Source organism: Variovorax brevis (assembly GCF_030317105.1).
Taxonomy (GTDB): Bacteria; Pseudomonadota; Gammaproteobacteria; order Burkholderiales; family Burkholderiaceae_C; genus Variovorax; species Variovorax brevis.
On record NZ_JASZYG010000010.1, the window covers coordinates 101,802 to 115,333 of the forward strand.

Sequence of the window (13,532 nt, forward strand, 5' to 3'; positions counted from 1 at the left end):
CTTCAGGGAGGACAAAAAAAGCAGCGACGGGCTCCACGATGCGCCCGCGCCTGCACAAGAACTGGAGACAAGGCAATGGATTGGATCGACAGGGTGTTCAAGCTCAAGGAGCACAACACCACCGTTCGCACGGAAGTCATCGCGGGGGTCACGACCTTCCTCACGATGGCCTACATCATCTTCGTGAACCCCGCCATCCTGAGCGCGGCCGGCATGCCCAAGGAGGCCGTGTTCGTGGCCACGTGCCTCATTGCCGCGCTGGGCACGCTGGTGATGGCGCTGTATGCCAACTACCCGATCGCGCTGGCGCCCGGCATGGGCCTGAACGCCTACTTCGCGTTCACGGTGGTCGGGGCGATGGGCTTCACCTGGCAGGCGGCATTGGGGGCGGTGTTCGTTTCCGGGTGCCTGTTCCTGCTGGTGACGCTCTTTGGCCTGCGGGAACTCATCGTCAACGGCATTCCGCATTCGATGCGTATTGCCATCACGGTGGGCATCGGGATGTTCCTGGCGCTCATTGCGCTCAAGGCGGCGGGCGTGGTGGTGGCTTCGCCGGCGACCTTCATCACGCTGGGCGACCTGCACACGGCGCCGGTGGTGCTGTCGAGCATCGGCTTTTTCCTGATCGTCTCGCTGGACCGGCTCAGGGTGCGCGGCGCGATCCTCATCGGCATCCTGATGGTGACGGTGTTGTCCTTCTTCTTTGCCGACAACAAGTTCGCGGGCGTGGTGTCTGCGCCGCCTTCCATTGCGCCGACCTTCATGCAGCTGGACATCATGGGCGCGCTCAAGGGCGGTGTCCTGAATGTGATCCTGGTGTTCTTCCTGGTCGAGCTGTTCGACGCGACCGGCACGCTGATGGGCGTGGCCAAGCGCGCCGGCCTGCTGGTCGAGGGAAAGATGGGGCGCCTGAACCGCGCCCTGCTGGCCGACAGCGTCGCGATCTTTGCGGGCTCCATGCTCGGCACGTCCAGCACCACCGCCTATGTCGAGAGCGCCGCGGGCGTGCAGGCGGGCGGTCGCACGGGCCTCACGTCGCTGACGGTGGCGGTGCTCTTCCTGGCATGCCTGGTGATCTCACCGCTGGCGGGCTCGGTGCCGCCCTACGCGACGGCGCCGGCGCTGCTCTACGTGGCCTGCCTGATGCTGCGCGAACTCACCGAACTCGACTGGGACGAATCGACCGAAGTCGTGCCGGCCGCCGTCACCGCGCTGGTCATGCCCTTCACCTACTCGATTGCCAACGGGCTGGCCTTTGGCTTCATCACTTACGCCGGACTTAAACTGTTCACGGGGCGGGCACGGGAAGTGCATGTGATGGTGTGGATCATCGCAGCGGTGTTCCTGTTCAAGTTTGTCTATATCGGCGGACATTGACCCCGAAAAACGAGACGACACACGCCATGACATCCCCCAGACTCCAGCTCGCCAACATCACCAAGCGCTACCCGGCCGTGGTAGCGAACAGCGACGTCTCGCTTTTCGTGCAGCCCGGCGAAACCCACGCCGTGCTGGGCGAAAACGGCGCCGGCAAATCGACCTTGATGAAGATCATCTACGGTTCGGTCAAGCCCGACGAAGGCACCGTGCATTTCAACGGTCAACCCGTCAACATCCGCAATCCGCAAGAGGCGAGGGCGCTGGGCATCAGCATGGTGTTCCAGCACTTCAGCCTGTTCGACACGCTCACCGTCGCGGAGAACGTGTGGCTCGGGCTGGACAAGAGCCTCAAGCTCGCCGAAGTGGCGCGCCGCATCACCGCAAAGGCCGCGGAGTACGGCCTGGACATCGACCCTTCGCGGCCGGTGCACACGCTGTCGGTGGGCGAGATGCAGCGGGTGGAAATCATCCGCGCGCTCCTTACCGACCCCAAGCTGCTCATCCTGGATGAGCCGACCTCGGTTTTGACGCCGCAGGCGGTGCAAAAGCTCTTCGTGGTGCTCAAGCAGCTGGCCTCGGAAGGCTGCAGCATCCTTTACATCAGCCACAAGCTGCACGAGATCCGCGAGCTTTGCACGGCCTGCACGGTGCTGCGCGGCGGCAAGGTCACGGGCGTGTGCAACCCGCAGCAGGAAACCAACGAGTCGCTCTCGCGCCTGATGATCGGCGCCGAGCCGCCGCCGCTGGAGCACCGCGCCATCCATGCGGGCGAGGTCGCGCTCAAGGTGAAGTCGCTGTCGCTGGCGCGCGAAGACCAGTTCGGGGTCGACCTCGACCACGTCTCGCTCGACGTGCGGGCGGGCGAGGTGGTGGGCATCGCCGGTGTGTCGGGCAACGGGCAGCGGGAGTTGCTCTACGCGCTGTCCGGCGAAGACACGCGCGCCGATGCCGCCATGATCGAAGTGCTCGGCCGTCCTGCCGGGCACCTGCATCCGCGCCAGCGCCGCGCGCTCGGCATGCACTTCGTGCCGGAAGAACGATTGGGCCGCGGCGCGGTGCCGACGCTGGGGCTCGCGCACAACCTCCTGCTCACGCGCAGCAACGCGGTGGGCAAGGGCGGCTGGATCCGCACCGGCGCGCTGGACCAGCACGCCGCGGCGATCATCAAGCGCTTCAACGTCAAGGCGGGCGGGCCGAGCTCGGCGGCGCGCTCGCTCTCGGGCGGCAACCTGCAGAAGTTCATCGTCGGTCGCGAGATCGACGCCAACCCCAAGGTCTTCATCGTGTCCCAGCCCACCTGGGGTGTGGACGTGGGCGCCGCGGCGCTCATCCGCGGCGAGATCCTTGCCTTGCGCGATGCCGGCTGCGCCGTGCTCGTCGTGAGCGAAGAACTCGACGAACTGTTTGAAATCTGCGATCGGCTCTACGTGATCGCCAAGGGCAGGCTGTCGCCTTCCGTCGACCGCGCGGCCGCCACGGTGCCGCAGATCGGCGAATGGATGAGCGGCCTGTGGGACAAATCGGCCAGCGCTGCCGCCAAGGAGGCCGCCCATGTTTAAGCTCGAACCCCGCCCGCAGCTCTCGCGTTTCTGGAGCTATGGCTCGCCGATATTGGCGCTGCTGATCACGGTGCTGATCGGCGTGGTGCTGTTCGCCGCGCTGGGCAAGGACCCGGTCAAGGGCCTCCTCGTGTTTTTCTACGAGCCCATCAAGAGTGGCTACGCGCTGGGCGAGCTCATGGTCAAGGCGACGCCGCTGCTCATCATCGCGCTCGGACTGGCGGTGTGCTTCCGCTCCAACGTGTGGAACATCGGCGCCGAGGGGCAGTTCGTTTTCGGCGCCATTGCGGCGGGCGGCGTGGCGCTGCTGGCCGACAAGAACACCGGCGGATGGATCGTCGCGGCGATCCTCATCGCGGGCGTCCTGGGCGGCATGGTGTGGGCGGGCATCGTCGCCTTGCTGCGCGACAAGTTCAACGCCAGCGAGATCCTCGTGAGCCTCATGCTGGTGTACGTGGCCACCTTGCTGTTGGGCTACATGGTCTACGGACCATGGAAAGATCCGCAGGGCTACAACTTCCCGCAGACCAAGACCTTCGAGGCGGTGACGCAGATTCCCAAGTTGTTCAAGGGCTCGCGCGTGAGCATCGGGCTGATCATCGCGGTCATCGGTGCGGGCGCCTTGTGGGTGTTCCTGTTCCGCACGCGGGCGGGCTTTGCGCAGCAGGTGGGCGGGCTGGCGCCGGCGGCGTCCCGGTATGCGGGATTCTCGGCGCGGCGCGCCATCTGGATCGCGTTGCTGACGTCGGGCGGCGCGGCAGGGCTTGCCGGTGCGCTCGAGGTGGCCGGCCCGATTGGCCAGCTCAACCCGTACGTGCCGGCCGGCTACGGCTTTGCCGCGATCATCGTGGCTTTCGTGGGTCGCCTGCATCCTGTGGGGATGATCTTCTCGGCCATCCTGATGAGCATGTTCTACATCGGCGGCGAGTTGGCGCAGTCGCGCCTGGGGCTGCCCAAATCGCTGACCGGCGTGTTCCAGGGCCTGCTGCTGTTCACGCTGCTGGGCTGCGACACGCTCATTGCCTACCGCATCAAGCGCAAGTCCGCGCCCAAGCAAACGTCGCCCGCCATGAGCACATCGTCACTGCAGGCGAGCACGCCCATCACAACCGGCGCCGCGCCGCTGCCGCGTTCCACCGAGGGAGCCGTCTAAATGGAATCCTACGCACTCCTCCTGGGCTCGACCCTGAGCGCCGGCACGGTGCTGGCCATTGCCGCACTGGGCCTGCTCATCAACGAAAAGGCCGGCATCGTCAACCTTGGCGCCGAGGGCATCATGCTGTGCGCGGCCATTGCCGGCTTCGCGACGGTGGTCAACACCCACAACAACTGGCTCGGCTTTGTGGCGGGCATGGCGGCCGGCGGGCTGCTGGCCGGCATCTTCGGCGTGCTGGTGATCTGGCTCAACACCAACCAGTACGCAACCGGCCTGGCGCTGAGCCTGTTCGGCGTGGGCTTCTCGGCCTTTGTCGGCAAGGATTACGTGCAGGCCAAGCTGCCTGAAAGCGTGTCGTACGCCATTCCGGTGCTGAGCGAGATTCCGCTGGTGGGCCCGGCGCTGTTCCGCCATCACCCGATGGTGTACTTCGCGATGATCCTCACTGCGGCGCTGATCTGGTTCCTCTACCGCACCCGCTCCGGGCTGGTGCTGCGCTCGGTCGGGGAGTCGCCGGAGTCCTCGCATGCGCTGGGCTATCCGGTGCGGCGCATCCGCTTCATGGCGGTGGTCGCCGGCGGGGCGCTGTGCGGGCTGGCAGGCGCCTACCTGTCGACGGTCTACACGCCGCTGTGGGTCGAAGGCATGGTGGCGGGCCGCGGCTGGATCGCGCTGGCGCTCACGACCTTTGCCACCTGGCGGCCGATTCGCGTGCTGCTGGGCGCCTACCTCTTCGGCGGTGTCTCGATGCTGGGCTTTCACCTGCAGAGCACGGGGGTCAATGTGCCCAGCCAGTTCCTGAGCATGCTGCAATACATCGCGCCCATCGTGGTGCTGGCCATCATCTCGCGCAACCCGGCCTTCATCCGCGTGAACATGCCGGCCTCGATCGGGAAACCGTTCTACCCCGGCTCATAATCCGTGTTTGCAAAGTTTTGTTTCTTTTTCGCCAACCTGTCCTGTGAGGATTCCGACAATGACTGATCTCAACAAGCGTTCCCTGCTCAAGCTGACGGCTCTCTCGGCCGTCGCTGCGGCAGCCCTCATGGGCTGCGGCAAGAAGGAAGAAGCGCCGGCACCTGCCGCGACTCCCGCTGCGCCCGCCCCCACGGCGGCCGCGCCTGCACCCGCTGCCGGTCCGCTGAACATCGCATTTGCCTATGTCGGCCCGGTTGGCGACGGTGGCTGGACCTTTGCGCACGACAACGGACGCAAGGCCATCGAAAAGGAATTCGGCGACAAGATCAAGACGACCTTCGTCGAAAGCGTGCCCGAAGGCGCGGACGCCGAACGTGTGTTCCGCGACCTGGTCGGCCAGGGCAACAAGCTGATCTTCGGCACGACCTTCGGCTACATGGAGCCCATGCTGAAGGCCGCCGCCGACAACAAGGAAATCAAGTTCGAGCACGCGACCGGCTACAAGACCGCCGAGAACATGCGCACCTATGACAGCCGCACCTACGAAGGCGCGTACATGGCCGGCATCATCGCCGGCGCCATGACCAAGTCCAACACGCTGGGCGTGGTCGGCTCGGTGCCGATTCCTGAAGTGCTGCGCAACATCAACAGCTTTACCATGGGCGCGCAGTCGGTCAATCCGAAGGTCACGACCAAGGTGGTGTGGGTCAATGAATGGTTCAGCCCGCCGAAGGAAACCGAAGCGGCCACGGCCCTCATCAACGGCGGCGCCGACGTGCTGTTCCAGAACACCGACTCGCCCGCCGTGCTCAAGACGGCACAGGAAAAGGGCAAGCGCGCCTTCGGGTGGGATTCGGACATGACCGCCTACGGCCCGAAGGCCCACCTGGCATCGGCCACCATCAACTGGGCGCCGTACTACATCAAGGCCACCAAGGATGCGCTGGACGGCAAGTGGACGACCGGCCAGAGCTGGTGGGGCGTGAAGGAAGGCGCGATCGACCTGGTGTCCATCGCCGAAGACGTGCCGGCCGAAGCCAAGGCCAAGGTCGACGAAGTGAAGAAGGGCCTGAAAGACGGCAGCTTCGCGATCTGGAAGGGCCCGATCATCGACCAGGAAGGCAAGGAACTCGTGGCGAAGGACGCCGTGGCGGACGACAAGTTCCTGTCGGGCGTCAACTTCTACGTCAAGGGCGTCGAGGGCAAGGTGCCCGGCGGCGACAAGAAGTAATCGGCGCGGTTTGCGCCAACCATCAAGGGTTGCCCACGGGCAACCCTTTTTTCATTGACTTGAAGAAAATGATCGAAAAGCAGCTTTGGCATCCGGTGGCCTTGTCGGCCGACGTGGCCGATGCGCCCGTACCCGCAAGCCTTCTCGGCGAAAACCTGGTGCTCTGGCGCGACGCGCAGGGCACGGCCCGCGCCTGGCAGGACCGCTGCCCGCACCGCGGCGCGCAACTATCCCTTGGGCGCGTGGTCGATTGCGACGGCGCAAGAATGCTCGAGTGCCCCTATCACGGCTGGCGCTTCGACGGCGAAGGCCAGAGCAGGCATGTGCCCGCCTTGCCCGACTTCACGCCGCCGCCCACGCACCGCGCCGCCACCCATGCGACGCGTGAAGCGCACGGGCTCATCTGGGTGCGCCTCGACGGCGACGCCTCCGGCGATTTGCCTGCCTTCGCGGCCGAGTCGGACGCGCGCCTGCGCAAGCTCAATTGCGGCCCCTACGACGTCGACACCAGCGCTCCGCGCCTGGTCGAGAACTTCCTGGACATGTCGCACTTCGGCTTCGTGCACGAAGGCTGGCTGGGTGCGCGAAGCATGACGGCAATTGACGACTACAAGGTCGAGGCCACGCCCACCGGCCTGCTCGCCACCGGCTGCAAGGCCTGGCAGCCGCAGTCGACCATCAACTCGACGCGCCCTGCGCAGGTCGAATACAGCTACGAGGTCGTCGCGCCCTACGCGGCCGTGCTCATCAAGATCCCGGAGGCGGAGAGCGTGGGCGCCGAGGGCTATCGCGAGTCGATTGCCCTGTTCATCTGCCCGACAGACGCCGAGCGTTGCCGTGTGTGGTTCCGGCTCGCCACGGCCGATTTCGAGCGCGACGACGCAGCGTTGCAGGCTTTCCAGGACACCATCTTCCTGCAGGACAAGCCGGTGCTGGAGTCGCAGCGCCCCAAGCGCCTGCCGCTGGACCTGCGCGCTGAGATGCACACGGCCGCCGACAAGGCATCATCTTTCTATCGCCGATACCTCAAGGGGCTCGGCATCACCGTTGGAGTCTGCTGATGAGCACCATCCCGAACATTCCTGCCGAGCGGCTGCCCGACCTGCTGCGCGCCATGCCCAAGGCGGAGTTGCACATGCACATCGAAGGCTCGCTCGAGCCCGAGCTGATCTTTGCGCTGGCGCAGCGCAACGGCGTGAAGCTGCCCTATGCGGATGTCGAGGAGCTGCGCAAGGCCTACGCCTTCACCAACCTGCAATCCTTCCTGGACATCTACTACGCCGGCGCCAGCGTGCTGCTCAAGGAGCAGGATTTCTACGACATGGCGTGGGCGTACCTGGAACGCGCGGCGGCCGACAACGTCGTGCACACCGAGATGTTCTTCGACCCGCAGACGCACACGGCGCGCGGCGTGCCGGTCAAGACGGTGATCGACGGGCTGCACCGCGCGTGCACCGACGCCAAGGCAAAGCTGGGCGTGAGCGCCTCGCTCATCCTGTGCTTCCTGCGCCATTTGAGCGAAGAAGAAGCCTTTGCCACGCTGGAAGAGGCGCTGCCGCACCGCGACAAGTTCATCGGCATCGGCCTCGATTCAAGCGAAGTGGGCCATCCGCCCGAGAAGTTCGCGAAGGTCTTTGCGCGTTGCCGCGAACTGGGCTTTCACCTTGTCGCGCATGCGGGCGAGGAGGGGCCGCCGGCCTATGTGTGGAGTGCGCTGGACGTGCTGAAGGTCGAGCGCATCGACCACGGCGTGCAAAGCACCAAGGACCCCGAGCTGATGAAGCGGCTGGCCCAGGACCGCATTCCACTGACGGTGTGTCCGTTGTCGAACCTCAAGCTCTGCGTGTTCCCGGATTTGTCACAACACAACCTCAAAATGCTCCTGGACGCGGGCTTGGTCGCCACCGTGAATTCGGACGACCCCGCCTATTTTGGGGGCTACATGAACGAAAACTTTGTCCAGACTTTTGCCGCAACCGGCATGACCGCGGCGCACGCGTGGCAGCTGGCGGCCAACAGCTTCGAAGGCAGCTTTCTGGATGCGCCGGCGAAAGCGGCTTATGTCGAACGGCTGGATGGCGTTTTCGCGAATTTCAAGTAGGTTCACAATGTGATACCTTTGTATCTCTGAAGCGGTCACTAACTTGGCCGCTGCATTCCGGAATGAACCGCAAGGCGCTGGCGCTGATTGCGCCTCACCAGCGCGCCGCGTCGGTTCCACGACTTGAACCCGAAGAGCTTGCGCAGTTGGCGCCGCGCATGGCATTGCATAACGAGAGAGGAGACGCATGTTCGATATCGACTTGTCAGCGCAGACAGAAGCAGTCCGCAGCGTTTTGGCCGGCCATGGAATTGGCGCGGCGCTGGCGATGCTCAACGACAGGACGCCGTACCGGTTCACGGCCATCTACAAGTTGACCGGTGACGTGATGCGAGCGGCACATGCCTACGACCGCGCTTCCGAATACCGCAGCTGGCTGAAAGTCGTTCCGCTCGACAAGAGCTTTTGCCAATACGCCATCGAGCAAGGCGAGTTCATGACGCCGCACGCCAGCGCCGACCGGCGCCTGACGAAGCGGCCTTATGCCGGGTTCGTCGAGTCGTACTACGGTCGCCTGCTCGTTCGTGAGGATGGAACGCCGTGGGGCACCTTCATCCACTTCGACCTGGAGCCGCGCGCCGTCGACGAACGGGAGATCGCTTTCCTGCGGGACGTGATGCCGCTGTTCTCCGACTACCTGGATTGACGGCGTTGCGCTGGCGGTGAGGCACTCGGGCCGGCCTCAGGCTTGCGCGCCTTCCCCTTTGGCGCCTTTTTTTCTTCGGGCGTGACGAATCCGATGGGCCGCTTGGGCGGGTCGGGGGGCGTCGTCAAAGCGCGCAAGGCATCGAACAGCTGACGCAACTGCAGGCGCGTGCTGCGGCTGAAAGTGTCGTGCGACAGGGTCAGGCCTTCGACCTTGTCTTCCAGGGCTGTGAGGCGCTTGGCCAGATCCTCGTGCATCGAGGCTGCCTGGCGCAAGCGCACGAAGATCCGCACTACGTAGATCCCCATCTCCACCGCTTGGGTCGAAGCTAGGACGCTGGAAGCTTGCACCGCGCCGTGTTCGGTGAAGGCGAATGGCATCGCCTTGGAGAACTTGAGCTTGGCGAGGTGGTCGCAATTTGCGATCACCTCGGCCTTTTCGGCCGGCGTGAGCTGGAACATGAAGTCGGCCGGAAACCGTCCTGCGTTTCGCTTGACCTGCTCGTTGAGGCGGCGCGTGTCGACTCCGTAGAGCGCAGCCAGATCGGCGTCGATCATGACCTTGAGACCGCGCACCACTTGAATGCGCCCCTCGATTGGCAGCACCATCGTGCCGTCTGTTGTGCTTGTTTTTGTCATCTCTTTCCCCCTGCGTTTTCTTCTTGAGTGACTGGCCTGCGCCAGTTACATCCTGAGCATATGCGAGGCGGGTTGCTGTCCGAATTGGCCATGGCCCCAATGGCTTAAAATGCCAGCTTGGCGCTGCTGCCCCGCAGCGCCAATTTTTTTGTCCGGGGCCATGTAGAGGACTACCATGTACAAAAACCTCGTGGGCCGCGCCGTTCTGGCGCTGGCATCCGCAAGCTTTTTATTTCCAGTTTTGTCGCACGCAGCCGATCCCCTCAAGATCGGCTTCGTGTATGTCACGCCCGTTACCGACGCGGGCTGGGTCAAGCAGCACGACGAGGGCCGCAAGGCCGTTCAGGCCGCGCTGGGTGACAAGGTCAAGACCACTTACGTCGAGCACGTGGCCGAAGGGCCCGACGCCGAGCGCGTCATCCGCGACCTGGCCATGCAGGGCAACAAGCTCATCTTCACGCCCAGCTTTGGCTACATGGACCCGACGATGAAGGTCGCACGCGATTTTCCCGACGTGAAGTTCGAGTCCATCACCGGCTACAAGACGGCCGCCAACGTGTCGGTGGCCAACGCGCGCTATTACGAAGGCCGCTACCTGTCAGGCGTGGCGGCAGGCCGCATGACGAAGACGAGCATCGCGGGCTACGTCGCGGGTTTTCCGATTCCGGAAGTGCTGCAGGGCATCAACGCCTTCACGCTGGGCATGCGCTCGGTCAACCCGAAGGCGCAGGTCAAGGTCGTGTGGCTGGACGAGTGGTTCAACCCGCCGCGCGAGCGTGACGCGGCCATGAGCCTGTTTGACCAGGGCGTGGACGTGATCTCGTTGCACACCGGCTCGACGGCGGTGGTCGCCGCGGCGCAGGAACGCGGCAAGATGGCCATCGGCTACCACTCCGACATGAGCAAGTTCGCGCCGGACGCGCAGATCATCGCCGTGCAGCATCTCTGGGGCGACTACTACACCCAGCGCGCCCGCGCCGTGCTCGACGGCACCTGGAAAAGCGGCAACCTGTGGGGCGGCGTCAAGGAAGGCATGATCCGCGTCGGCAACTTCGGCCCCAAGGTGCCCAAGCCGGTGCAGGACGAGGTGCTCGCGCGTCAAAAGGACATCGCCGATGGCAAGCTGCAGCCCTTCCGCGCGGTGGCCGACATCAAGGACAACGAAGGCAAGCTTCGCATCCCCGCGGGCAAGGCGCTTACCGATCCGGAAATCCTGCAGATGAACTGGCTGGTGGAAGGCGTGCAGGGCCGGGTGACGCGATAGTCCCGGGCGGCAGCGGCCCTGCCTCGAAACTCAGCGGCTGGCTGCCTTCACCGACGTCTGAAGCGCGCCAACGCGCGCAGCCATCACCTTGCGGTATTCGCCCACGTAGGTCTGTGCCATCTGCGCCGCCGAGTAGTGCGCCGCGTTCGCGATGCCCTTCGTGCGCATCTGCGACAGTCGGGGCGCTGCTTCCATGATCGCGTCGGCAATCGCGGACGCATCGTTCGGATCGACGTACACCGCCGCATCCGAGCCGATGTCGTTCATCGGCGCCAGATTCGAGGTGAACACCGGGCACCCGCAAGCCTGTCCCTCGATGATCGGCCAGCCGAAGCCTTCCTGGATCGAGGGAAAGAGCAGGGCGGTCGCGCCGCAATAGAGCGCGCGCAAGGATTCGTGCGACACGTCGCGCAAAACATGAATCTGCTTCGCAAGCCCCGGATGAAGGGCGATGAGCGCGATCATTTCCTGCGTGAGCGCCGAGCCGACGAAGACGAGCGTCCGGACCACGGGCTTCTCGCCCTTGGCCGCGGCCTTGTCCTGCAGCGCAATGAAGGCTTTCAGCACGGCGATGCGGTTCTTGCGCGGATGCTCGTGCCCGACGTGCAGCAGGTATTCATCTTCGGGCGCCACCTTGTAGGGCGCCAGCGCCTCGCGCACCGTGGATTGCGGCAGCGGCCCGAACTCGTTGTTGAGCCCGATCGGCACCATGACGACGCGGGCCGGATCCGCCAGCTTCAATGACAGGACATCGCGCAGCGTTGCCGACGAATCGCACACCACCCGGTCGGCATGCCCGAAACCCCTTGCGATCATCGACTGGAAGATGCGCCCCGTCCAACCGACTTGCCAGTCCTTGACGATGCCCAGCGCCGCCTGGATGGCGATCACGTCGTGGCAGGTCAGCACGTTGGGGCGCTGCGTCACGCGCGGCGCGTACATCGCATTGGAGTGGTCTGTGATGTGCACCACGTCGGCCCAGCGCAAGTGCGAGGCAAGGCCCAGGGGGAACAGCAGGAACTTGTCCACGTAGCCCGCCCACTTCAGGAGCTTGCGGGGCATGGGCAGGCGGATGGCTCGCGCTTGCGGACTGACGACGCGAACTTCGCATCCCAGTCGCGGCAGTTCCCGTTCGAGCATGGCGCTGAAGGCCACCATGCTTTTCTGGTCATCCGGCGCGTAGTTGCCGATCAGCAGTACTTTCATCTTTGGAAAAAATTGAGTTCAGAACTACCCGAATTGCCGTATGGAGGCTATACGCGCCCGGCAATTGCAAAGAAATGTCATTCGACTACCCTCGGCCCCATGCATCAAGCGTACCGAGCTTCCCTTTTGCGATTCGACCCTGCCGGCCAGCCGATTTTTGAAGTAGACGGTCTGTTGGTTGTCGGCCCTGACGAGCAGGGCCGGCAGTGCGTGCAGGCGGCCGGCGCCTTCGCCGACCTCAAGGACCGATATTCGCAGGTTCCCGTCGAACATTTGCCGGGCCGGATCCTCGCTCCGGGATTTATCGACATGCACGTCCACTTTCCGCAGACCGACATCATCGGATCCCCCGCGGAAGGGCTGCTGCCGTGGCTGGAGAACTACACCTTTCCGGAAGAAAGCCGCTTCGTCGACCCGGCGCATTCGTCAGCCGTCGCCGATGTGTTTCTCGACGAACTCATGCGCAACGGCGTCACGACGGCGCTGACCTTTGCGACCTCGCACCCCCAATCGGTGGACGCCTTCTTCGAGGCGGCCCAGCGCCGCCAGCTTCGGATGATCTCCGGCAAGGTGCTGCAGGACCGGTTCTCGCCCGATGGGGTACGCGACGAGACCGAGCAGAGTCTCCTCGACACCGAAACCCTGATTCGCCGCTGGCACAAGGTCGATCGCCTCGGCTACGCCATCACGCCGCGCTTCGCGCCGACCAGCACCGACGCGCAGCTGCATGGCGCGGGCGAACTGGCCGCCGCGCATCCGGACACCTGGATCCACTCCCACGTGGCCGAGAACAAGGACGAAGTGAAGTGGGCGCGCGAGTTGTTCCCCAAGGCGCGCTCGTACCTGGATGTCTACGTCGGTTTCGGCCTGATGCGCGAGCGGGCGATCTACGCGCACTGCATCCACTTCGATGACGACGACCGCCGGCTGATGCGCGACACCGGCGCCGCCACGGCCGTGAGTCCGACCAGCAACATGTTCCTGGGCAGCGGCTTCTTCAACTTCGAAGGCGCCGACCGCATCGGCTACGAATACGGCTTGGCGAGCGACGTGGGCGGCGGCACCAGCTTCAGCCCCTTTCGCACGATGCTGGCCGCCTACTTCGCGGGGCGCGAAGGCCAGAGCAAACCCGGCGTGAGCATTCCGCCGTCGCAACTGTGGTGGCGCCACACGGCCGGTGCTGCGCAGGCGCTGGGCCTGGGCGGCGTCGTGGGCAACCTGCAGCCCGGCTGCGAGGCGGATTTCGTGGTCATCAACCCGCGCGCCACGCCGCTGCTGGCACGCAAGACCGCGCTGGCCAACAACCTCGAAGAGCTGCTCTTTTCAATGATCGTCCTTGGCGACGACCGCCTCATTGAACGCACGGTGATCGGCCAGGCGCTCCCCGCCTGAGGTCCGCGGGGGCGGGCGTGCCTTGGGGCACCCTAAAATGG

Annotated in this window: 12 protein-coding genes; 10 read left to right on the forward strand and 2 right to left on the reverse strand. The window is 64.8% G+C overall.

Annotation, left to right across the window (positions count from 1 at the left end):
• Positions 1-75 precede the first annotated feature (75 nt).
• The 8 genes from QTI66_RS27375 to QTI66_RS27410 all read left to right on the forward strand — a co-directional run bounded on the left by QTI66_RS27375 (position 76) and on the right by QTI66_RS27410 (position 8,991).
• Complete coding sequence (locus QTI66_RS27375) at positions 76-1,377, forward strand: NCS2 family permease (protein WP_286563320.1); 1,302 nt, start codon at positions 76-78, stop codon at positions 1,375-1,377.
• A gap of 26 nt (positions 1,378-1,403) precedes the next feature.
• A complete protein-coding gene (locus QTI66_RS27380) occupies positions 1,404-2,939 on the forward strand; it encodes an ABC transporter ATP-binding protein (RefSeq protein WP_286563322.1) in 1,536 nt (511 codons plus the stop codon).
• Complete coding sequence (locus QTI66_RS27385; protein ID WP_286563323.1) at positions 2,932-4,092, forward strand: ABC transporter permease; 1,161 nt, start codon at positions 2,932-2,934, stop codon at positions 4,090-4,092. Before QTI66_RS27380 ends, QTI66_RS27385 begins: the two co-directional genes overlap by 8 nt.
• Positions 4,093-5,013, forward strand: coding sequence for an ABC transporter permease (locus tag QTI66_RS27390; RefSeq protein ID WP_286563324.1), 921 nt, complete (start codon positions 4,093-4,095; stop codon positions 5,011-5,013). It begins immediately after the preceding gene.
• A gap of 58 nt (positions 5,014-5,071) precedes the next feature.
• Entirely contained in the window at positions 5,072-6,244 is a 1,173-nt protein-coding gene (locus QTI66_RS27395) for a BMP family ABC transporter substrate-binding protein (RefSeq protein WP_286563325.1), read from the forward strand.
• Positions 6,245-6,312: 68 nt separating this feature from the next.
• The gene (locus tag QTI66_RS27400; protein WP_286563327.1) at positions 6,313-7,305 is read left to right on the forward strand and encodes an aromatic ring-hydroxylating dioxygenase subunit alpha; all 993 of its coding nucleotides are present in this window, start codon (positions 6,313-6,315) and stop codon (positions 7,303-7,305) included.
• A complete protein-coding gene (locus tag QTI66_RS27405; RefSeq protein ID WP_286563329.1) occupies positions 7,305-8,345 on the forward strand; it encodes an adenosine deaminase in 1,041 nt (346 codons plus the stop codon). Before QTI66_RS27400 ends, QTI66_RS27405 begins: the two co-directional genes overlap by 1 nt.
• Positions 8,346-8,532: 187 nt before the next feature.
• Positions 8,533-8,991 (forward strand): hypothetical protein, encoded by a 459-nt coding sequence (locus QTI66_RS27410; protein WP_286563330.1) that lies wholly within the window; start codon positions 8,533-8,535, stop codon positions 8,989-8,991.
• Here QTI66_RS27410 and QTI66_RS27415 read toward each other — a convergent pair.
• On the reverse strand, positions 8,979-9,629 hold the full coding sequence (locus QTI66_RS27415; RefSeq protein WP_286563333.1) for an ORF6N domain-containing protein: 651 nt from the start codon (positions 9,627-9,629) through the stop codon (positions 8,979-8,981). The two genes, QTI66_RS27410 and QTI66_RS27415, sit on opposite strands and share 13 nt — an antisense overlap.
• A 175-nt stretch (positions 9,630-9,804) precedes the next feature.
• On the opposite strand from QTI66_RS27415, the gene QTI66_RS27420 reads away from it, so the two are divergent.
• The gene (locus QTI66_RS27420) at positions 9,805-10,893 is read left to right on the forward strand and encodes a BMP family ABC transporter substrate-binding protein (protein WP_286563334.1); all 1,089 of its coding nucleotides are present in this window, start codon (positions 9,805-9,807) and stop codon (positions 10,891-10,893) included.
• Between the two features lie 30 nt (positions 10,894-10,923).
• Here QTI66_RS27420 and QTI66_RS27425 read toward each other — a convergent pair whose 3' ends face one another.
• On the reverse strand, positions 10,924-12,099 hold the full coding sequence (locus tag QTI66_RS27425; protein WP_286563335.1) for a glycosyltransferase family 4 protein: 1,176 nt from the start codon (positions 12,097-12,099) through the stop codon (positions 10,924-10,926).
• 99 nt (positions 12,100-12,198) lie between these two features.
• Here QTI66_RS27425 and guaD point away from each other — a divergent pair, with 99 nt between their 5' ends.
• Positions 12,199-13,491, forward strand: a complete 1,293-nt coding sequence (guaD, locus tag QTI66_RS27430) for a guanine deaminase (protein ID WP_286563336.1) — start codon at positions 12,199-12,201, stop codon at positions 13,489-13,491.
• The last annotated feature ends 41 nt before the right edge of the window (positions 13,492-13,532 follow it).